Below are 20,292 nucleotides of genomic sequence, written 5' to 3'. Positions count from 1 at the left end.
GCCGAAAGGGAAAAACCGGCTTATCCACGGGAAAAGGGGCGTTTACCTACTACTACTATATTGGTATACGTAAACAATAAAGAAAGACATAAGGCCACCATTGCGGCAGACGTATACGCGTTGCCTGCATTTGGCGCAGCGCTTCGCACGCAATCCTGCGCTGGCGTCCCGGCCGCCGCGTATACCGCTCGCCCGACGTTTACTCACCTCAGCGCGGCACCTTGAATGCTTTCCTTGCCAGCAAGGCCTCCTCGCGCGTCGCGCAGCCCTCCCGGTGATCGTTGACCAGGCCCATCGCCTGCATCAGCGCGTACATCGTGGTGGGGCCGACAAAGCGCCAGCCGCGCTTCTTCAGGTCCTTGGACAGCGCGATGGATTCCGGCGAGATGGCCATGGTGCGCAGCGCTTCCGGCGTCAGCAGCGTGGGCCGGCTGGCCGGATCGGGCTCGAAGCGCCAAAAGTACGCGGCCAGCGATGGCTCCGTCTCCAGCAGTTCGCGGGCGCGCTGCGCATTGTTGATGGCCGCCTCGATCTTGCCGCGGTGCCGCACGATGCCGGCGTCGCCCAGCAGCCGCTGGATATCGCGCTCGCCAAAGCGGGCCACCTTTTCAATCTCGAAGTTGGCAAAGGCGCGGCGAAACGCCTCGCGCTTGCGCAGGATGGTGAGCCAGCTCAAGCCGGCCTGGAATCCCTCCAGGCATAGCTTTTCGAACAGGCGCCGGTCGTCGCCGACGGGAAAGCCCCATTCGTTGTCGTGGTAGTGGCAGTAGTCTTCCAGCGTGCCGCACCAGCTGCAGCGCTCGCGTTCCGTGTCTGCCACCGTGTTCGCCACGGGCTGTGCCGCTTTGGGCGAGACCTTTTTCGCTACCTTCTTCGCGGTTTCGTTTGCGGCCTCTTTCGCGGCTTTGCTGTCTGCTGCCATGGGTGTGTTCTCCTTCGATCTGCCATCTTAAAGCGACTCGCGCGGCATGTCCCGCCCGCGCGGCCTCATGACGCATTTGCTACGATGCCGCCCGTGAAGGACGAATTTCCAAGAGGACTGACATGGACAAACGACTGGCGACCATCGAAGAAGACGGCTGGCAGCTCGACGACGGCGAGGTCATCGGCGAGGCGCACCCCGAGACGTTCTGGGTGCCGGCGCTGGCGCAGCGGCAGGCGCTGCAGGCCGGCCAGCTGGTGAAGCTGATCTTTCGCATCGTCACCGCCGACGAGCAGGATCGCGAGGAGCAGCACGTGGAACGCATGTGGGTGATCGTGACCGGACGCGAGGGCGATCTCTACAGCGGCGAGCTCGACAACCAGCCCTATTGCACGGAGGAAATGGCGCCCGGCATGCCGCTCTGGTTCGAAGCGCGGCATGTGATCAATATCCATAAAGAGGGCGACGAAGAATAACCACCCGGTTGAGCGCCTGATCGGCGCGTATCGCCTGAAAATGTCGGCCTGGCGTTACACTGGGCGCGCATGATGCAGGCGGCCACCGGTGCCGGCGAACGCAGTATCCGCGCCAGCGGCCGCCGCCTTCCCCAACCTTCTTAGGCGAAACCTCATCTGATGCGCTGGATATTCGGGGTGATTGGCTTGGTGCTCGGCATGGTGGTGGCCGGGTTTGGCGGTGCGCTGACGGGCGCGGTCCTGGGTTTCGGTTTTGGCTGGATGGTCAGCGACCGGCCCACCCGGCCTCCCGGCGACGGCGAGGCGCAGGGCGCCCCGGTGGATCCGCTCGAAGCCCGCGTGCTGCGGCTCGAGCAGGAGCTGTCCACGCTGAAGCGCGAGATGGCGAGTCTGCGCGGCGAGACCGTGGCGATCCCATCGGCCCCCGCAGCGCCGGGTACGGCTGCAGCAGGCGAATTTCCGTCATCTGCTCCGGCTGCCAGCGTCCCCGAACCAACCCCGGCGATCCCGATGCCAATCCCGGTCGAGGCGCCGCCAGCCTCCATCTCCACGCCTGCTCCCGCACTAGCGCCTGCCCCAGCGCGCTACGTGGAACCCCGCTTTCGTCCGCGCTCGGGCCACGCGAGCCCGATTTCGTCGAGCGCGCGATATCCGCCGCGCGCGGCTGGCTGCTTGGCGGCAACAGCGTGGTGCGGGTCGGCATCCTGATCCTGTTCTTCGGCGTGGCGTTCCTGCTCAAGTACGCCTCCGACAATGCCATGCTGCCAGTCGAGTTCCGGCTGGCGGGCGTGGCGGCCAGCGCGGTGCTGCTGCTGCTGGCGGGCTGGCGCCTGCGCGAGCGGCGCGCGGCTTATGCGCTGGTGCTGCAGGGCGGTGGCGTGGGCGTGCTGTATCTCACCGTCTTCGCTGCCACCAAGCTCTATGGGCTGCTGCCGGCCGCGGCCGCGTTCCCGCTGATGGTGGCCATCTGCGCGCTCGCCGGCGGCCTCGCGGTGCTGCAGAACGCGCCCGTGCTGGCATTTACCGGCAGCGCCGGCGGTTTCCTCGCCCCGGTGCTGATCGCAACAGGCGGCGGCAGCCATGTGATGCTGTTCAGCTACTACGCGCTGCTCAATGCTGGCATCTTTGCCATTGCCTGGTTCCGGGCCTGGCGCCAGCTCAACCTGCTCGGCTTTGCGTTTACCTTCGGCATCGGCACGGCCTGGGGCGCGCTGAACTACCGGCCCGAGCTGCTCGCCACCACGGAGCCGTTCCTGATCCTGTTCTTCTTGATGTAGTACGGGCATTGCGCTGCGCTATGCGCTGCGCCGGCAGGTCAGCCTGAAGGACTACGTGGACGGCACTCTGGTGTTCGGCACGCCGCTGCTGGCCATGGGGCTGCAGGCCGCACTGGTGCGCGATATTCCAATTGCCATGGCATGGAGCGCGGTGGCGCTCGCGGCGTTCTATCTCGGCCTTGCGGCGTGGCTGGCGGCGCGCCGCGATCGCTTGGGGCTGCTGTTTGAAGCCGTGCTGGCGCTGGGCGTCATCTTTGCATCGCTGGCGGTGCCGCTGGCGTTCGACGGGCGTACCACAAGCGCTGTATGGGCCGTGGAAGGCGCCGCCGTGGTGTGGGTGGGGGTGCGGCAGCAGCGGCGCCTTGCGCTGGCCACCGGGCTGCTGCTGCAGCTGGCGGCCGGCGTGGCGTTTGCCGCTGGCAGCCTGTTCGAGGGCACGCAGCTGGCGTGGCCGGTGCTGAACAGCCGCTACGTGGGCACGTTGCTGCTGGCGGTGGCCGGCATCTTCAGCGGCTGGCGCCTGCACGGGCGGCCCGAGGCGCGCGCCTGGTCCGCGCCATGCGCGCCGCTCGGCCTGGGCGCGGCGTTGTGGGGGCTGCTGTGGTGGCTGGGCGGCGGCGTGGTCGAGATCCAGCACTGGTACGGCGTGCGGGGCTGGCAGGTGCGCGCGCTGCTCGAAATGCTAGCGTTGTTCGTGGTGCTGAGCGCATGGCTGGCCCACCTGGCGCGGCGCGTCCTGGCGTGGCCGCTGGCCAGCGTGCCGGCGCAGGCCATGGCGCCGCTGCTGGCGGTCCTGGCCGTGCTCAGCAGCATCGTGCAGTCGGCGTCGCCATTGGTGGGCTTCGGCGCGCTCGCCTGGCTGGCCGTGTTTGGCGCGGCCTACCTGCTGCTGTGGCGGCAGCAGGACGATGAACGCGATGCCTTGCTGGCGCCCATGCACGCCCTGTTGTTCTGGACCGTGTGCGTACTGCTCTCCACCGAGGCTTACTGGCGCCTGCGCGCCTATGTGCCGGAGGGCGCCTGGAGCTGGAGCGCCTGGGCCTATGGCTATGGCGGGCTGCTGGCGCTGCTCTCGGCCTGGGGCTGGCGCCTGCGCTGGCCGGTGGCGCGCTTCTCGAAGGCCTACCTGCTATGGGGTGCGCTGCCGCTGGTGGCGTTGCTGTGGCTGTGGAGCATTGCCAGCGTGGCCAGCGACGGCGACGCCGCGCCGCTTTTCTACCTGCCGCTGCTCAACCCGCTCGATGTCGCCCAGCTGCTTGCCATGCTGGCGGTGGCGCTGTGGCAGCACCGGCTTGCCGCCGAGGGCCTGGCCACGCGCCCGCGCGCGCTCGAGTATGCCGCGATGGGCACGGTGTTGCTGTGGTTCAACGCCGTGCTGCTGCGCACGCTGCACCACTGGACCGGCGTGCCCTACACGCTGCAGGCCATGGGCGGCTCCACGCTGGTACAAGCGTCGCTGTCGGTATTCTGGACCGTGCTGGCGCTGATCACCATGATGGCAGCCACCCGTCGCGGCGCGCGCGCGCTGTGGTTTGCCGGTGGCGCGCTGCTGGGGGTGACGGTGGTCAAGCTGTTCTTGTTCGACCTGTCCTTCGTCAAGGGCATCGAGCGGATCATCTCGTTTATCGGCGTGGGCGTGCTGCTGCTCTTGATCGGCTACTTCTCGCCCCTGCCGCCGAAGGAAGAGGAGGCGACGTGATGCCGGTTTTCCGAACCGCGGGCGGGCGGGCGCTCCCGATGCTGGTGGCCGCGCTGTTGCCATCGCTGTTGCTGCCGCTGCCCGCGCGGGCTGAGCGGCTCGCGCTGGTCACCGAACGCGACGCGGCGTACTACACCGTGACCCTGGACGCCGATGTCTACACCCGTAGCACGCGCCCCGGGCTGGGCGATCTGCGCGTGCGCAACGCAACAGGCGAATTGCTGCCGTACGCGCTGGACCTGCCGCCCGAGCCGGCGGCCGAGGTGCGCTCGTTGCGCGATGTGCCGTGGTTCGCGCTGCCGGCCGCGCAGTCGCGCCAGGCCGCGCCCATGGGCGTGGTGATCGGCACCGACGGCGCGCTGCGCGCCGCCAGCACCCCGCCCGCGGCCGGCACCGCCGGGGCATGGCTGCTCGACCTGAGCCAGTTGCGAGCCGACGCCAGCGCGGTGGTGATCGGCCTGCCGGATGGCGATTACCAGGGCAGGGTGGACGTTGCCAGCAGCGACGACCTGCAGCACTGGCAGGCCGCGGGCGGCGCGCAGCTGTTGCGGCTGAGCCGCGAGGGCAGCACGCTGAGCCAGGACCGCATTGCGCTGGGGCGCTTGCGGGCGCGTTACCTGCGGCTGCAGTGGCAGGGCGCGCCGCCCGCGCCGGCGCGCGTGCAGGTGGAGACGGTGGCGGCCAGCACGCCTTCGCCGCTGGTGCTGCAATGGCACGACGGGATCGTCGCCACGCAGGCGCAGCCCGGTGGCGATTACCTGTTCGACAGCGGCGGCCGCTTTCCGGCCGAGCGCGTGCGCATTCGCCTGCCGCAGGCCAACACGGTGGTGCAGGCCACGCTGTGGTCCCGGCCCGATGCGCAAGCGTCCTGGCGCATTGTCAGCAGCGGACAGCTCTACCGTCTTTCCGGCGCGGCAGGCACCGAGCAGGAAAGCGCGCAGATGGCGATCGGGCGCAACACGGATCGCCTGTGGCGCCTGAGCGTGGATGCCCGCGCCGGCGGGCTTGGCGCTGGCATGCCGGTGCTGGCGCTCGGCTGGCGCCCCGCCGTGGTGACCTTTATCGCGCGCGGGGCGCCGCCGTTCTCGCTGGCGGTAGGCGAGCCGTCGGGTGCGGCGCAGGAGCCCGGGGCGGTCGCGCGGGCTGAGTTGCTGGCCGGGCCCGCACCGGTGATCGCCGACGCGCGGATTGCCGGCATGACGGCCTCGCCGCAGGCCGCCGTGCCTTCAGACGCCCAGCGCAACCGGCGCTTCATTTTGTGGGGCGCGCTGCTGCTGGCGGTGGGCGTGCTGGGCCTGATGGCCCGGCGGCTGCTGCGGGTGCTGGGCGCGCCGTCCCCGCCGCCGGACTGACGTAAAGACAAAGGCCAACCTCCCGGTTGGCCTTGTCCATTCCAAAGCGTCGTATTGCCGTGTTACTGCAGCGGTTTGCCGGTCCGGTCGTGCATGAACAGCAGCGCCACAAAGCTGATCGCGGCCGCGGCAATCACGTAGTAGGCCGGCGCCAGCTTGCTGCCGCTGGTGGCGATCAGCCAGGTCACGATCAGCGGGGCAAAGCCGCCGAAGATGGTCACGGCGAAGTTGTAGGCCAGCGACAGGCCGGTCGAGCGGACCTCGGTGGGGAACTGCTCGGCCAGCACGGCCGGCGCCGGGCCGGTGAAGGCCGCCAGCAGGATGCCCAGGATCACCTGGACCATTAGCAGGGTCTGGGTGGTCGGCGAGACGTTCAGCCAGTGGAACAGCGGATAGGCCAGCACGCCGATGATCAGCGCCACGGTGCCCAGCATGCGCTTGCGGCCTACGCGGTCGGACAGCATGCCCATCAGCGGGCACAACACCAGGATGATGGCGCCGCACAGGGCGGTCGACTGGAAGGTGGCGCCCAGCGGCAGGCCGAGCTGCTGCTTGGCGTACGACGGCATGTAGAACACCAGCACATAGGTGCAGACCGTCCACAGGATGGTCACGCCCAGGCCGGCCAGCACTTCGCGCGGATGGTCGCGCAGCACCTGCGTCAGCGGCGAGAACTTGACCTTGCTGGCCGCGCGTTCGGCGCGGCGGGCTTCAAAGGCGGGTGGCTCTTCCAGATGCGAGCGGATATACATCCCGACCGGGCCGATCAGCAGGCCGAACAGGAACGGGATGCGCCAGCCCCAGGCGTCGATCTGCTCCGGCTCCAGGCCGTTGATCACCAGCGCACCCATGGCGGCGCCCAGCATGAAGGAAATACCCTGGCTGGCCTGCTGCCAGCTAGCGTAGGCGCCGCGCTCCTCGTCGGGCGCGTGCTCGATCAGGAAGGCGGTGGCGCCGCCAACCTCGCCGCCGGCCGAGAAGCCCTGGATCAGGCGGGCCACCACGATCAGCGCCGGTGCCCACAGGCCGATTGACGAATAAGTGGGCGCCAGGCCGATGATGGCGGTGCCGAGCGCCATCATCAGGATGGTGAGGGTCAGCGCCGCCTTGCGGCCGACGCGGTCGGCGTAGACACCGAGCACGATGGCGCCGACCGGGCGCATGAAGAAGCCCACGCCGAAGGTGGCGACGGTCAGCAGGAAGGACGTGAGGTCATTGCCGGTGGGGAAGAACAGCTTGGCAATGATCAGCGCGAAGAAGCTGTAGACGGTGAAGTCGAACCACTCCAGGCCGTTGCCGATGGTGGCGGCGAGGATGGCCTTTCGTCGCTGGGCTTGGGATATTTCGTGGACTTGAGGTATTGCAGCGTTGGCTTGCATGTGGCGTCTGATGCGGTGAGAAATCGACGGGAGGCCTGCCCCGAAACCGGGCATGCGCTCTGAAAGGCAGAATAGTAAGCGATTCTTTAACTAGCCAGCAGGATGGCGGCGTGTGGCGTCAGATCCGCATGGTCGACTGGGCGGCCACCGTCCCGCGGTATGTTCCACGTGAAGCACCCATGCGCGAGCCCGGCGTCCTGGGGGCGCGATAGCGGGAAGCTAGGGCTGGCTGGCGTGATGCTGGGCGCGCTGCGGGCGTCGGGAGTATCGTCCGTGCCGGCTTCTTGTTGCGGTTCAGGCGCATCCGGGCGCTGGCGTGTGAGCCAGAGCCATAGGGCGCTGCCGACCCAGCCAGCCACGAAGACGGAATCGCCGACATGGTCGAGCAGCGCCGGGGCGCCTGGCGCGTTGAATGCATCGGCCAGAAAGGGGGCGGGAAGGCGGGCGGCGATCCATAGGAGCACAGCCGGTCCGCTTGCATACACGCCTGGCTGCCACCAGTTTGCATGGGGCAGCAAGGGCCTGTGGGCTGTGCGCTTGACCACGGTGTTCTCCAACCTGACACGCTTCATGGCGCGTCGTATCCAGTCATGCGGGGTTTGCCCGGGCCCGCGCGGACGACGCATTGCGCCGCGCAAAGCTGGACTGGACCCCGTGCTGGAATCATAAGCCGATTGCCCGCTGTGTGTCCGAATCTTTAAAGCGTTGTGTGGTGCACCCCACGCTCGCACGGCGGGCGGCATACGCATGCGGTGACGGCAAGTGTGGTGGCGTGGCGTGAATTCAAGTTTTTTGATGGAGGTATCCGCAAATGGGTGGCGCCGGGGCTGGGTAGTTTTGTCAAACTGAACACCGCTATCAAAAGGATTTGAAGGCCGCCATCATGCTTCCCGCCATCTACATCTCCCACGGTTCCCCCATGCTTGCCCTCGAACCGGGCCCGAGCGGCGCCGCCTTCGACGCGCTTGGCGAAGTGCTGCGGGCGCGCAAGCCACGCGCCGTGCTGATCGTCTCGGCGCACTGGATCTATAGCACCCTGGTGGTTGGCACCCGCGAGCGGCAGGAGGCCTGGCACGACTTCGGCGGCTTCCCGCGCGCGCTGTACGAACTGCGCTACGACGCCCCGGGCTCGCCGGCGCTGGCCGATCGCGTCAAGGTGCTGGTCGAGGCCGCACAAGTCCCCGGCGCCGCGGTGGTGCTGCAAGATGATGAGCGCCCGCTGGACCACGGCGCCTGGATACCGATGCGGCATTTCTTCCCGGATGCCGACGTTCCTGTGGTGCAGCTGGCCTTGAACCCGTATCTGCCGCCGGCGGCGCAGATCGAGATCGGCCGGGCGCTGGCGCCGCTGCGCGACGAGGGCGTGCTGGTGCTGGGCTCGGGCAGCTTTACCCACAACCTGCAGGAAGTCTTCGGCGTCGGTGGCCGGCGCGAGCAGCACGGCTCGGCCGTCGAGCCCTATGTGGAGGCGTTCCGTGGCTGGATGATCCAGGCGCTGGACGAGGCGCTTGCCACGGGCGACACCGCGCGCATCGCGGACTATCGTGCGCAGGCGCCGTACGCGCGCCGCGCCCATCCCGCCGACGAGCATTTGTTGCCGTTCTTCGTGGCGCTGGGCGCGGCGCTGGGTCCGCGCGAAGGCGTGCCCACCGAGCGGGCGCCGGCCCGCGTGGCACGCGTGGCCGATGAGGTCACTTACGGCGTGCTGGCGATGGATACGTTCGTGTTCGAAGGGGGCGGCACGCACCATGCCCCGGCATTGAGCGAGGCGGCCTGAGCCGGCCCGGGCGTCATGCCTTGCGGGCCGAAAGGTAAGGGCGCGCCAAGCGCGCGCCCGCCACGGCAATCCAGCCCATGGTGAGGGCAACCACGCCCAGGCCGTATTGCAGGCTGGAGGCATGGGCCACGCCGCCAATCATCACCGGCCCCATCAGCAAGCCGATATAGGCAAACCGCGCCACGCGCGAGATGGCCTCCGCCGGCGCCACGCCCGGCAGACGCGACGCCGCCACGAAGAAGATCGGCACCATGTTCGCCGCGCCCAGGCCCATCAGCGTGAAGCCGACCAGCGTCGCCGCCGGCGCGGGCCACAACAGTGCCAGCAGGATCCCCGCGAATGCCACCCAGGCGCTGCCGCCGAGCGTGCGCGCGTCCGACCAGCGCGCGCGCAGGCGGTCGCCGCCAAAGCGGCCGCAGGCCATGCCACCGGAGAAGGCGGCATAGCCGGCGCTGATCCAGGCGTGCGGCGCCAGCGCCACCTCGCGCATGTAGACGCTCGACCAGTCATACATCGCGCCCTCGCCAACCAGCCCCAGGAACGCCATCAGGCCCAGCAGCCAGAGCGCGCGCACCGCATGCGCGCGGTGGTGGGCGCAGGGCGGTTGCACGGGATGGTCATCCAGCAGCCAGGGCGCCACGCCCGCCGTGATCGCCGCGGTCAGCACCGCCATGCCCAAGGCGTGCGCCAGCGGCGGCACGCCCAGGCCCAGCAGCACGCCGCCAACCGCCGCGCCTGCCATGCCGCCCAGGCTGAACATGCCGTGCAAAGCGGACATAATGGGCCGTGCGCGGCTGGCCTCCACCGTGGCGGCCTGCGCATTCATGCCTACGTCGAACGCCGCGTTGGCCATGCCGAAGGCGATCAGCGCCGGGATCAGCAAGGCGAACTGCGGCATGGCCAGGATGGCGACGGTGGCCAGCGCGTAGACCAGCCCGCTGTGCCGGCAAGCGGCCGCGCTGCCCACGCGCCCCACCCAGCGCCCCACCGGCCCCATGGCCGCGATGGCGCCCCCGGCCACCGCCAGCATGGCCAGCGACAGCACCGCATCCGACAATCCGAAGCGCGCCTTGATGGTCGGGATGTGCACGCCCCAGGTCGCAAAGGTGGCGCCGTTGACGAAAAACAGCGCCATGGTGGCGCGCGCGGCGTGCTCCACGCGCCGCGCGCTGACTGGCGCGGCGGCGGCGGGGGCGGAGGAGGAGGAGGAGGGGGAGGGCGGCTGGGTCAGGTTGCTGGAGGCGGAATCGGGCATATTGGCGGCGGGCACGGCCGGCCGCGCCTGGCGGCGCGGGGTGTGCCCTGGCGGGCGCTGCAGGGTAATCGAGCCCGGCATCGTCGCACATCGGTGCGTCGCGCGCATGACCGGCGGCCATGCCGGCCACTGATGTGGCCGGTCGCGCGAGTCCGGCTACGCCACCGCGGCGTGGCTGGCCGGGCGCAGCAACCCGCGCCGGTGCAGGGCAAAGCCGAAGGCCGCCAGCGCCGTCAGCGCCAGCACCACCATCACCCACAGCATCAGCCAGTAGCCGCCCGCGGCGCGCCACAGCAATGCGCCCAGCCAGGGCGCGGCGGCCTGCATCAACAGCACCGGCGTCATCATCAGGCCGTTGAGGGTGGCGTAGTGGTGGCGCGAGATCAGCTCCGGCATGGCCATGGCCCGCAGCATGGTGTTGATGCCGTTGGCGCAGCCGTACAGCACCGCCGCCAGCATCAGCCATTTGCCATAGCCGAGCGCAAAGCACAGCAGGCCCAAGCTCATCACCACATACACCGGCAGCGACAGCCGCAGCGGATGGCGCACGGGAAAACGCATCATCACCAGGCGGCCGACCACCTGTGCCGGGCCGATCAGCGCCGCCACCACCAGTTGCTCGCCCAGCGGCAAGCCCTTTTCGGTCAGCATCGGGATCAGGTGGGCGCCCAGCAGCGAGGCGATCACCGCCAGCGCGGTGAAGGCCAGCACCACCGCCCAGAACACCGGCTGGCGCAAGGCGAGCTGGGCGATGCCGGGCTGCGCGGCATCCGCCAGCGGGGTTGGCGCCGGCGCGGCCGCGTATGTGGCATGCGCCACATAGCGCAGGCGGGCGTGCAAGGGCGCGCAAACGAAAAGGTTGAGCGCCGCAAAGCACAGCAGCGTCTCGCGCCAGCCCAGGTGCAGCACCAGCCATTGCGCCAGCGGCACGAAGATGGTGCTGGCAAAGCCCGCCATCAGGGTCACCGTGACGATGGACTTCTGGTAGCCATCGCCAAAGGTCTGGCGCAGCACGACGAAGGCCGGCTCGTACAACGTGGTCGCCATGGCCAGCCCGATCGGTATCCACATCAGCAGGAAAGTGGCCTGGTTCGGGCTCCACGCCCACAGCAGCAGGCCGGAGCCGGCCAGCACGGAGCCCGTGCACATCACGACGCGCGCCGGCACGCGGTCGAGCAGGCGGCCCACCGCGAACGAGCACATCGCCCAGACCAGCAGCCCGAGCGAATAGCCGCCGGCAAGAAAGGGTTTGGAGTAGCCCAGCGTCGCGCTCATCGGCCCGATGAACACGGTGAAGGCGAAGTACAGCGTGCCCCAGGAAATCGTCTCGGTGACGCCAAGGGTCCAGACCAGCTGGTGTGGCGAGATGGCGCGTGGGCCGGGTGGGGCGTCTTGTCGTGTCATGGCGCGCCTGGACGCGGTATGTACCGCCGCGCAATGGCCGCCGTGAGGAGGCGGATGGCGCGATTGGCGGCGAGGGGCTGAGCGGGAATTGTAGCGGGCATCCAGGCGGAATGCCCACCTTGCGTCACATGGTTTGGCCGCTATCCATATTGGCCGCTATCCCTTGCCCGTGGGCGGCCCTTTCAGCTCCACCATATTGCCGTCCGGGTCGTGCACGTAGATCGACGGGCCTTTGCCTTCGGCGCCGAAGCGCATCTCCACCGGGCCCGGCTCCGCGCCGTGCGCGAGCAAGTGGGCGCCGATCGCATCGGCATCGAAAGGATCTAGGCGCAGGCAGAAGTGATCGAGGTTGCGGCCTTCCCTGCCCGGCCCAGCGCCGCCGGCGCGGCCCAGCGGGCCGTCCAGCGCTACCAGGTCGATCAGCCCGCTGCCCGCGCGCAACTGGATCAGGCCGAATTCCGCCTGTACCCGTTCGACGCTGCAGCCAAGCACGTCCACATAGAAACGCATGAGTGCCGTCACGTTGCCGGTACGCAGGACGAGGTGATCGATGCCGAGGATGCGGAACATGGCCATAACTCCCAGCGCTTCCAGCGCTCAGATATCCGGAATCAGCCGCTTGCCCAGGCTGACCACCTCGTCCTGAGCGTACCCGAGGCTGCGGTAGAAATCGATGACCTTACTGTTGCCGGTGCGCACCAGCAGGTTGATCTTGGGGCAGCCGCGCTCGATCAGCAACTGCTCGGCGTGCGCCATCAGGCGGCGGCCGTGATCGCGGCGCTGGTGCTCGGGATGCACCGCCAGGTAGTAGACCCAGCCGCGATGGCCGTCAAAGCCGACCATGGCCGATGCCACGGGGCGGCCATCCACTTCGCCCACCAGGAACAGCTCGGGCTGCTCGGTCAGCTTGCGGGCAATGTCTTTCTTCGGGTCGTTCCACGGCCGGGTCAGGCCGCAGGCTTGCCAGAGGTCGATGATGGCGGCCTCGTCGGCGGCCAGGTAAGGGCGGATCTGCATGCGGATTGATGCGCCGCGGCATGCGGCGGCAATGTTAAGTCCTTGACAGTGTAGCCGTGAAACCTGTGCCAGAATCGCCGCTCATCCCCATCAAAACAAGCAGGCTCACCCTGCACGGAGACCCACGATGAGCGAAACGACCACGCACGCCCGCGCCACATTCAGCCACATGGAACAAGGCACGCGCGAGGACTGGGCGGCGATATCCGCCGAGTTCATGCCCTTCGCGCAGGCGCTGGCAGACCGCGTGCTCGATCACCTCCGGCTGCTCGACGGCGACTGCGGCGGCTTTCCCATCGACCGCCTGACCCACTGCCTGCAGACCGCCACGCTCGCCCACCGCGACGGGCGCGACGAGGAGTACGTGGTGTGCGCCCTGTTGCACGATATCGGCGACACGCTTGGCAGCTTCAACCATCCGGACATCGCCGCCGCCATCCTCAAGCCCTTCGTCAGTCCTGAGAACCTGTGGATGGTGGAGAAGCATGGCGTGTTCCAAGGCTACTATTTCTTCCATCACCTGGGGCTGGACCGCAACCTGCGCGAGCAATTCCGCGACCAGCCCGAGCTGTTCGATCGCACCGCGGAGTTCTGCGCCAAGTACGACGGCGCGGCCTTCATGCAGGACTACGACACGCTGCCGCTGTCCTTCTTCGAGCCGATGGTGCGGCGCGTGTTTGCGCGTCCGCGCAACTCCATGTACGTGAGGGAGAACGAAAGCACGCTGGCGCAGCCGGCCTGAACCGCGTCGCAGCAAGTTGCCGACCGGAAGGTGCATTTCTGTCTTGACGGAAATTTCCGAACAGATAAACTGTCACGCATGGAACTTCAACCGGTCGCACAACGCTTCGTCTTGCACTGGGGCGAAATGGGCTCTAAGTGGGGCGTCAATCGCACCGTCGCGCAGATTCACGCCCTGCTATTCCTTGCCGAGCACCCGCTGCCGGCCGAGGAGATCGCCGACACGCTCAATGTGGCGCGTTCCAACGTCAGCAACAGCCTCAAGGAACTCCAGAACTGGAAGCTGATCCGCACCGTGCACATGATGGGCGACCGGCGCGATTACTTCGAGACCATCACCGATGTGTGGGAGCTGTTCCGCACCGTGGTGCGCGAGCGCAAGCAGCGCGAGTTCGATCCCACCATCGACGCCTTGCACGAGTGCGTGAACAATCCCGCGTTCTCCAAGGAGAGCAAGGAAGTGCAGAAGCGCATCATCGCCACCTTGCAGCTGATGGAAACGCTGGGTAGCTGGGGCGACGAAATGCTGCGCCTCTCGCCCGATACCCTGGTCAAGGTGATGAAGCTCGGCGCGCGCATCCAGAAGCTGGTGCGTGGCGACCAGCGCGTCCGCGAAGCCGGCAAATAGCACAGGCATGAAAAGCAGGCCGCCACGGTGGCCGCTTTTTTCGACTTGATATTTCTCTTAAGACAGAAATTAATGTAAATAAGGATGCTTGAGATGGATCCGACCAACGGCGCGCTCTACACCGTCATCCTCAACCTGTTGATCGTGCAGGGATTGATGGGTGCCTTCGATACCGTCTGGCATCATGAACTGCGCTGCGCCTTGCCGCAGCAGCACAACGCCGCGCCGGAGCTGCGCCTGCACGCGATCCGGGCGGTGCTGTACGGCGTGCTGTTTGGCGGCCTGGCGTGGTTTGCCTGGGGCGGCGCCTGGCTGGTGCCGCTATGGGCCATCGTCGCCATCGAGATCCTGCTGACGCTGCGCGACTTCGTGGTGGAAGACCAGACCCGCAGCCTGCCGCCGAGCGAGCGGGTGACGCATACCGTCCTGGCCATCAACGGCGGCGTGATCTTTGGCTTGCTGGCCTGGCATTCGCAAGCCTGGTGGCAACTGCCATCGGGCCTGCACCTCAATCCGCTCGGCTGGCAAAGCTGGGTGCTGAGCGTGTTCGCGCTGGGCGTGGCCGCGTCTGGCGTGCGCGATGCGCTGGCGAGCCGCGCGCTGGCTGCCCGCGCCGGCGCTACGCCGTCGTTCGATTTCACCGGCGCCGATCCGGCCCGGCGCGCGCAATCGTTCCTGCTGACCGGCGGCACCGGTTTTATCGGCCAGGCGCTGGTGCGGGCACTGCTGGCCAATGGCCATCGCGTGACGATCTGGGCGCGTAACCCCCGCGTGGCGGCCCAGTTATTCGACGGCCGCGCTGCTTGCGTCGGCTCCCTGGCGCAGATCGATCCGGCTGTGCACTTCGATGTGGTGGTCAACCTCGCTGGCGCACCCATCCTGGGCCCGCGCTGGAGCGCCGCGCGCAAGCGCAGCCTGGTGGAAAGCCGCCTTGGCACCACCCGCGCGCTCTGCGCGTGGCTGGCGGCGGCGATGCACCGGCCGCGCCTGCTGATCAACGGCTCGGCGGTGGGCTACTACGGCATCCAGGGCGACGACGACCTGAGCCAGCGCACCGAGGCTAGCGCCCCGCAGGACATCTTTGCCTCGCAGTTGTGCCAGCAATGGGAAGACGCGGCGCGCACCGTGACGCCGCTCGGCATCCCCTTAGCCATCCTGCGCCTCGGCGTCGTCTACGGCCATCAAGGCGCGCTGCCCGCCATGCTGATGCCGGTATGGCTCGGCTTCGGCGGCCCGATGGGGAGCGGCCGGCAAGCGCAGAGCTGGGTACACATCGACGACGTGCTCGGGGTGATCGCCTGGCTGTGCCGCGGCGATGCCGTGGCATCCGCCATGGAAGCTGTCGCCATCTACAACCTGGTCGCGCCGGAAACCCCGAGCCAGGCCGGGTTTGTGCGCGCGGCGGCAGCGCTGCTGCGCCGGCCCGCCTTCATGCCCACGCCGGCATGGCCGATGCGGCTGGCTCTGGGCGAGCAGGCCACGCTGCTGCTCGACGGCTTGCGCGTAGCGCCGGCGCGTTTGCAGCAGGAGGGCTACGCGTTTCGCTTCCCCACGTTGCAACTGGCGCTGGCAGACCTGCTCGGCGCCGGGCGGGTGCGCTCATGACCGCACGCACGGGCATTTACGAAATCATGCTGGGCGCCAGCTTTGCCGATCTGCCGCCGGTGCTGCAGCGCGTGCATCGCGCGCAAGGCATCCAGCTGACGGGCACGCTGCGCGTGCGCTGGAGCCAGCGGCGCTGGTTGCGCGTGCTGCTGCATCTGTCGGCGCTCCCGCGGCCCGCGCAGGCGGCACCCACGCGCGTCGCCATCACGCCGCTTGCTGCGGGAGAACAGTGGCATCGGCAGATCGGCGGCACGCTTGTGGCCAGTCGCATGGAAGGCGCGCGCGCCGGGCAAGTGACCGAGCGCATGGGCTCGCTTGCCCTTGCGCTGGACACGCGCGTCGATGGCGCGGGCCGGCTGCGTCAGGCCAGCCGTCGCGTCAGCCTGTTCGGCATGCCGCTGCCATGGCTGCGCGTGCTGGCCAACGAGCGCGCGCTCGACGGCCATCGCTATTGCTGTGACGTACGGATCTGGATGCCGCGTCTTGGCTACCTGCTGCGCTACGACGGCGTACTGGCGATTTGCGAACCCGATCTTTGAATACCTGAATACCTGAGTACTTGATCTTTGTCTGGAGAGACGCTTATGAAATCCGTACCGACCGCGCGCACCGCGCTTGCCGCCGTGCCAGCCTGGATGCCTGTGGTGCTGCGGCTCGCTGCAATCTACAACCTGCTCTATGCGGTGGTGCTGGGCCTGTGGCCCGCGCAGATCTTCGACTGGCTCGGTATGCCGGCTACGCCCGATGCGATGATTCAATGCATCGGCATGATGGTGGGCGTCTATGCGCTGGGTTACTGGATTGCGGCGCAGGACATGCTGCGTTACTGGCCGCTGGTGGTGGTGGGGCTGGTGGGCAAGACGCTCGGGCCGCTGGGGTTCTTGCACGGCGCGCTGACCGGCGTGTTCGCATGGAAGAGCGGGCTGTTCGTGTTGTTCAGCGATCTGTCTTGGTGGGTGCCGTTCTGGGCAATGACGTTGTTTGCGTTGAAGCACCGTCATGCGTGGGACGATGCCCGCATGCGGCGCCAATAAAAAAGCAGCGGCCCCTGCTTGGAGCCGCCGCTTTCGCGTTCGACAGGCACGGCCTCACGGCAGCGCCTGGTACCACCTCTCAAATCAAGCCACCTGCTGCGCCGTCTGCGGATGCCGGAACTGCTCAAGCAGCGCCGCCCAGCGCGTACGCACCTTCGCCAGGTTGTCTTCCTTGACGTGCCCGAAGCCGCGAATGTCGTCGGGCAGGCTGGCCAGCGTGATCGCGGTTGCATGGTTGGCTGCGCTCAGGCCGCTCGTCAGCTCGTCCAGCAACGCACGATACTCGCCGATCAGCGCGCGTTCGGTGCGACGCTCGGCCGTCTTTCCGAACACATCGAACATGCCGCCGCGCAGGCCTTTGAGCTTGGCCAGTACGCCGAAGAGCTTCATCGTGGACGGGCCGAAGCGGCGCTTGAGCAGATGCCCCTTTTCATCGCGCTTGGCCAGCAGCGGCGGCGCGAGCCAGAAGCTGAGCTGGTAGTCGCGGCCGGGCTCGCCTTCGAACTGGTTGCGCAGCTTGTCGAGGAAGATCGGGTCGGTATAGAGCCGCGCGACTTCGTACTCGTCCTTGTAGGCCATCAGCTTGGCGAGATTGCGCGCCACGGCCTCCGTCAGCGGGAGCGGCTTGCCGCTGCCGACCAGCGTGCTTTCCGCCGCGCGCACGCGGTTCACGGCGTCGCGGAAGGTTTGGGCGTAGGCGCCGTCCTGGTAGGCCTTGAGGTGCTCGGCGCGGTGTGCGATCAGCTTCTCCAGCAGGGCGCCGGAGGAGGTGGGCAGCTTGACCACGTCGGCGCCTTCGGCGGTGCTGCGCAGCTTGCCGGTGAGCGACAGCACGTGCTCCGGATCGTGCGCCATGTGGCGGCCCCAGTCGAAGGCGGCCTTGTTCTTTTCCACCGCCGTGCCGTTGAGCTCGATGGCGCGCACCAGCGCATCCAGCGATAGCGGCAGCCAGCCTTTCTGCCAGGCATAGCCCAGCACCAGCGGGTTGGTGAAGATGGCGTCGCCGATCAGCGCCACGGCCAGGCCGCTGGCGTTGATGAAGTCGCAGGCTTCGCCCACCGCATTGCGCACATCCTGTTCCGCCGACAGGCCGGGGAACTGCCACTTGGGGTTCTTGATGAACTCCGCGGTGGGCGTCTGTGCCGTGTTGACGATGGCGCGCGTGCGGCCTACCTGGGTCTTGGAGATGACATCGTCGGTGGCGCTGACGATTGCGTCGCAGCCAATCACCAGGTCCGCTTCGCCCATGGCGATGCGGGTGGCGTGGAGCTGGTCCGGGTGCGCGGCGATCTGCACGTGCGAGAGCACCGCGCCGCCTTTTGCGCCAGGCCGGCCATGTCGAGCACGGTCACGCCCTTGTTTTCCAGGTGCGCCGCCATGCCGAGCAGGCCGCCGATGGTGACCACGCCGGTGCCGCCCACGCCCGTGACCAGCACGCCGTAGGGATGCTCAAGGCCGGGCAGCGCCGGTTGCGGCAGGGCCGGCAGGTTGTCCATCGACACGCCGTGGCGCTCGGGCTTCTTCACCTGCGCGCCTTCGGCCGTGACAAAGCTGGGGCAGAAGCCGTTGACGCAGGAGAAGTCCTTGTTGCAGGACGACTGGTTGATCTGGCGCTTGGTGCCAAGCTCCGTTTCCAGCGGCTCCACCGACAGGCAGTTCGACTTCACCGAGCAATCGCCGCAGCCTTCGCAGACCGCGTCGTTGATGAAGGCGCGCTTGGCCGGATCGGGGTAGGTGCCGCGCTTGCGGCGCCGGCGCTTCTCGGTGGCGCAGGTCTGGTCGTAGATCAGGATGGTGGCGCCGGGGATCTCGCGCAGCTCGCGCTGGATCTTGTCGAGCTCGTCGCGGTGATGCACTTCCACGCCTTGCGGCAGCTTGATGGCGGCGCTGTATTTTTCCGGCTCGTCGGTGACGACGACGATCTTCTTCGCGCCTTCGGCCGCCACCTGGAAGGCCACGTCCTGCACCGACAGCTTGCCGTCGATCGGCTGGCCGCCGGTCATGGCGACCGCGTCGTTGTAGAGGATCTTGTAGGTGATGTTGACATTGGCCGCGATCGACGCGCGGATCGCCAGCAGGCCAGAGTGGAAGTAGGTGCCGTCGCCCAGGTTGGCGAACACATGCTTGTCGCCGGCGAAGGGCGCCTGCCCGATCCATGCCACGCCTTCGCCGCCCATCTGGCTGAAGGTGCTGGTGCTGCGGTCCATCCACACCGTCATGTAGTGGCAGCCGATGCCGGCCAGCGCGCGCGAGCCTTCGGGCACGTTGGTGGATGTGTTGTGCGGGCAGCCCGAGCAGAACCAGGGCTTGCGCTCGGCCGCCACCCGTGGCACGGCCATGGCCTTTTCCTTGGCCTCGATCACTGCGATACGCGCGGCAATGCGCGCGCGCACGTCGGCGGGCAGCTCGAACTTGTCGAGCCGCGTGGCGATGGCGCGGGCAATGATGGCGGGCGACAGTTCATAGTGCGCCGGCAGCAGCCAGTTGCTCTGCGGGATCGACCATTCGCCGCCCGCATTGTCCTTTTCGTCGAATTTGCCGTAGACCTTGGGGCGCACGTCGTCGCGCCAGTTGTAGAGCTCTTCCTTGAGCGCGTACTCCATGATCTGGCGCTTTTCCTCGACCACCAGGATTTCCTGCAGGCCTTCGGCAAAGGCGCGCGCGCCGTGCGCTTCCAGCGGCCACACGCAGCCCACCTTGTACAGGCGGATGCCGATGCGCGCGCAGGTCTCATCGTCCAGGCCCAGGTTGGCCAGCGCCTGGCGCGTGTCGAGATAGGCCTTGCCGCCGGTCATGATGCCGAAGCGGGCATGCGGCGAATCGATCTCGATGCGGTCGATCTTGTTGGCACGCACATAGGCCAGGCCGGCGTACCACTTGTAGTCGAGCAGGCGCGCTTCCTGTTCCAGCGGCGGATCCGGCCAGCGGATATTGAGGCCGCCTGGCGGCAGGATGAAATCCTGGGGCAGCACGATCTCCACGCGGTGCGGATCGAGTTCCACGGAGGCCGACGATTCCACCACGTCGGTCACGCACTTCATCGACACCCACAGTCCGGAATACCGGCTCATGGCCCAGGCGTGCAGGCCGTAGTCGAGATATTCCTGCACGTTCGAGGGATAGAGCACTGGCAGGCCGCAGGCCTTGAAGATGTGCTCGGACTGGTGCGCCAGCGTGGATGATTTGGCGGCGTGGTCGTCGCCCGCCAGCACCAGCACGCCGCCGTGCTTGGAGGAGCCGGCCGAGTTGGCGTGCTTGAACACGTCGCTCGTGCGGTCCACGCCCGGGCCCTTGCCGTACCACATGCCGAACACGCCTTCGAACTTGGCGTCCGGATACATGTTCACCTGCTGCGAGCCCCATACGGAGGTGGCAGCCAGGTCTTCATTCAATCCCGCCTGGAACACGATGTCGTGCGTGGCCAGATGCTGCTTGGCCTTCCATAGCGACTGGTCCAGCGAGCCTAGTGGCGAGCCGCGGTAACCAGAGATAAATCCGGCCGTGTTAAGGCCGGCGGCGCGGTCGCGCTCGCGCTGCAGCATCGGCAGGCGAACCAGCGCCTGCGTGCCGCTGATATAAACGCGGCCACGCTCCAGCGTGTATTTGTCTTCCAGGGAAACGTTTGCGAGCGCGCGGCGGATGGCGTCGCTGACCGGAGGGGTCAGGGGGCATTCATAGGTGCTCCTCTTTGGGGCATGCAGTCGGGATCACCGACCTACTTCAGTT

General features: G+C 67.8%; 15 protein-coding genes and 2 pseudogenes. 9 read left to right on the top strand and 8 right to left on the bottom strand.

Annotated features, from left to right (window positions below):
• Positions 1–208 precede the first annotated feature (208 nt).
• Positions 209–922 carry a DNA-3-methyladenine glycosylase I gene (locus tag OMK73_RS26620; protein ID WP_267604629.1) on the bottom strand — a complete coding sequence of 238 codons (714 nt, stop codon included), beginning with the start codon at positions 920–922 and terminating at the stop codon, positions 209–211.
• 122 nt (positions 923–1,044) lie between these two features.
• On the opposite strand from OMK73_RS26620, the gene OMK73_RS26615 reads away from it, so the two are divergent.
• From OMK73_RS26615 to OMK73_RS26605, 3 genes and pseudogenes are all read left to right on the top strand, one after another.
• A complete protein-coding gene (locus OMK73_RS26615; RefSeq protein WP_267604627.1) occupies positions 1,045–1,398 on the top strand; it encodes a DUF2314 domain-containing protein in 354 nt (117 codons plus the stop codon).
• 159 nt (positions 1,399–1,557) lie between these two features.
• A pseudogene (locus OMK73_RS26610) lies at positions 1,558–4,374 on the top strand (DUF2339 domain-containing protein).
• A complete protein-coding gene (locus OMK73_RS26605) occupies positions 4,374–5,726 on the top strand; it encodes a DUF3999 domain-containing protein (RefSeq protein ID WP_267606520.1) in 1,353 nt (450 codons plus the stop codon). Before OMK73_RS26610 ends, OMK73_RS26605 begins: the two are co-directional and overlap by 1 nt.
• Positions 5,727–5,788: 62 nt before the next feature.
• Here OMK73_RS26605 and OMK73_RS26600 read toward each other — a convergent pair whose 3' ends face one another.
• Together OMK73_RS26600 and OMK73_RS26595 are read right to left on the bottom strand one after the other, a co-directional pair.
• Complete coding sequence (locus tag OMK73_RS26600) at positions 5,789–7,105, bottom strand: MFS transporter (RefSeq protein ID WP_267604626.1); 1,317 nt, start codon at positions 7,103–7,105, stop codon at positions 5,789–5,791.
• 86 nt (positions 7,106–7,191) lie between these two features.
• Positions 7,192–7,650 (bottom strand): hypothetical protein, encoded by a 459-nt coding sequence (locus OMK73_RS26595; protein WP_324291767.1) that lies wholly within the window; start codon positions 7,648–7,650, stop codon positions 7,192–7,194.
• A gap of 338 nt (positions 7,651–7,988) precedes the next feature.
• Between OMK73_RS26595 and OMK73_RS26590 the strand changes: the two genes are divergently transcribed.
• A complete protein-coding gene (locus OMK73_RS26590; RefSeq protein ID WP_267604625.1) occupies positions 7,989–8,882 on the top strand; it encodes a DODA-type extradiol aromatic ring-opening family dioxygenase in 894 nt (297 codons plus the stop codon).
• Between the two features lie 13 nt (positions 8,883–8,895).
• Here OMK73_RS26590 and OMK73_RS26585 read toward each other — a convergent pair whose 3' ends face one another.
• The 4 genes from OMK73_RS26585 to OMK73_RS26570 form a co-directional block, all read right to left on the bottom strand.
• The gene (locus tag OMK73_RS26585; protein WP_324291827.1) at positions 8,896–10,017 is read right to left on the bottom strand and encodes an MFS transporter; all 1,122 of its coding nucleotides are present in this window, start codon (positions 10,015–10,017) and stop codon (positions 8,896–8,898) included.
• A 276-nt stretch (positions 10,018–10,293) separates the two neighbouring features.
• A complete protein-coding gene (locus tag OMK73_RS26580; RefSeq protein ID WP_324291826.1) occupies positions 10,294–11,646 on the bottom strand; it encodes an MFS transporter in 1,353 nt (450 codons plus the stop codon).
• Between the two features lie 51 nt (positions 11,647–11,697).
• On the bottom strand, positions 11,698–12,111 hold the full coding sequence (locus tag OMK73_RS26575; RefSeq protein WP_267604620.1) for a VOC family protein: 414 nt from the start codon (positions 12,109–12,111) through the stop codon (positions 11,698–11,700).
• A gap of 27 nt (positions 12,112–12,138) precedes the next feature.
• Positions 12,139–12,558, bottom strand: coding sequence for a GNAT family acetyltransferase (locus OMK73_RS26570; protein ID WP_267604619.1), 420 nt, complete (start codon positions 12,556–12,558; stop codon positions 12,139–12,141).
• A gap of 127 nt (positions 12,559–12,685) precedes the next feature.
• Between OMK73_RS26570 and OMK73_RS26565 the strand changes: the two genes are divergently transcribed.
• The 5 genes from OMK73_RS26565 to OMK73_RS26545 all read left to right on the top strand — a co-directional run bounded on the left by OMK73_RS26565 (position 12,686) and on the right by OMK73_RS26545 (position 16,566).
• Positions 12,686–13,300 (top strand): HD domain-containing protein, encoded by a 615-nt coding sequence (locus OMK73_RS26565; protein WP_267604618.1) that lies wholly within the window; start codon positions 12,686–12,688, stop codon positions 13,298–13,300.
• A gap of 78 nt (positions 13,301–13,378) precedes the next feature.
• Positions 13,379–13,927: a GbsR/MarR family transcriptional regulator gene (locus tag OMK73_RS26560; protein WP_267604616.1), complete on the top strand. Its 549-nt coding sequence runs from the start codon at positions 13,379–13,381 to the stop codon at positions 13,925–13,927.
• Positions 13,928–14,020: 93 nt separating this feature from the next.
• Complete coding sequence (locus OMK73_RS26555) at positions 14,021–15,532, top strand: TIGR01777 family oxidoreductase (RefSeq protein ID WP_267604615.1); 1,512 nt, start codon at positions 14,021–14,023, stop codon at positions 15,530–15,532.
• Complete coding sequence (locus tag OMK73_RS26550; protein WP_267604614.1) at positions 15,529–16,071, top strand: DUF4166 domain-containing protein; 543 nt, start codon at positions 15,529–15,531, stop codon at positions 16,069–16,071. The genes OMK73_RS26555 and OMK73_RS26550 overlap by 4 nt, the downstream gene beginning before the upstream one ends.
• 45 nt (positions 16,072–16,116) lie before the next feature.
• Positions 16,117–16,566, top strand: coding sequence for a hypothetical protein (locus tag OMK73_RS26545; RefSeq protein WP_267604612.1), 450 nt, complete (start codon positions 16,117–16,119; stop codon positions 16,564–16,566).
• 84 nt (positions 16,567–16,650) lie between these two features.
• Here the strand turns inward: OMK73_RS26545 and OMK73_RS26540 are convergent.
• Positions 16,651–20,231, bottom strand: a pseudogene (locus OMK73_RS26540) (indolepyruvate ferredoxin oxidoreductase family protein).
• Positions 20,232–20,292 lie beyond the last annotated feature (61 nt).

Origin of the sequence: Cupriavidus sp. D39, assembly GCF_026627925.1 — a bacterium.
GTDB lineage: Bacteria > Pseudomonadota > Gammaproteobacteria > Burkholderiales > Burkholderiaceae > Cupriavidus > Cupriavidus ulmosensis.
This window is presented reverse-complemented; position numbering and strand designations above follow the sequence as displayed.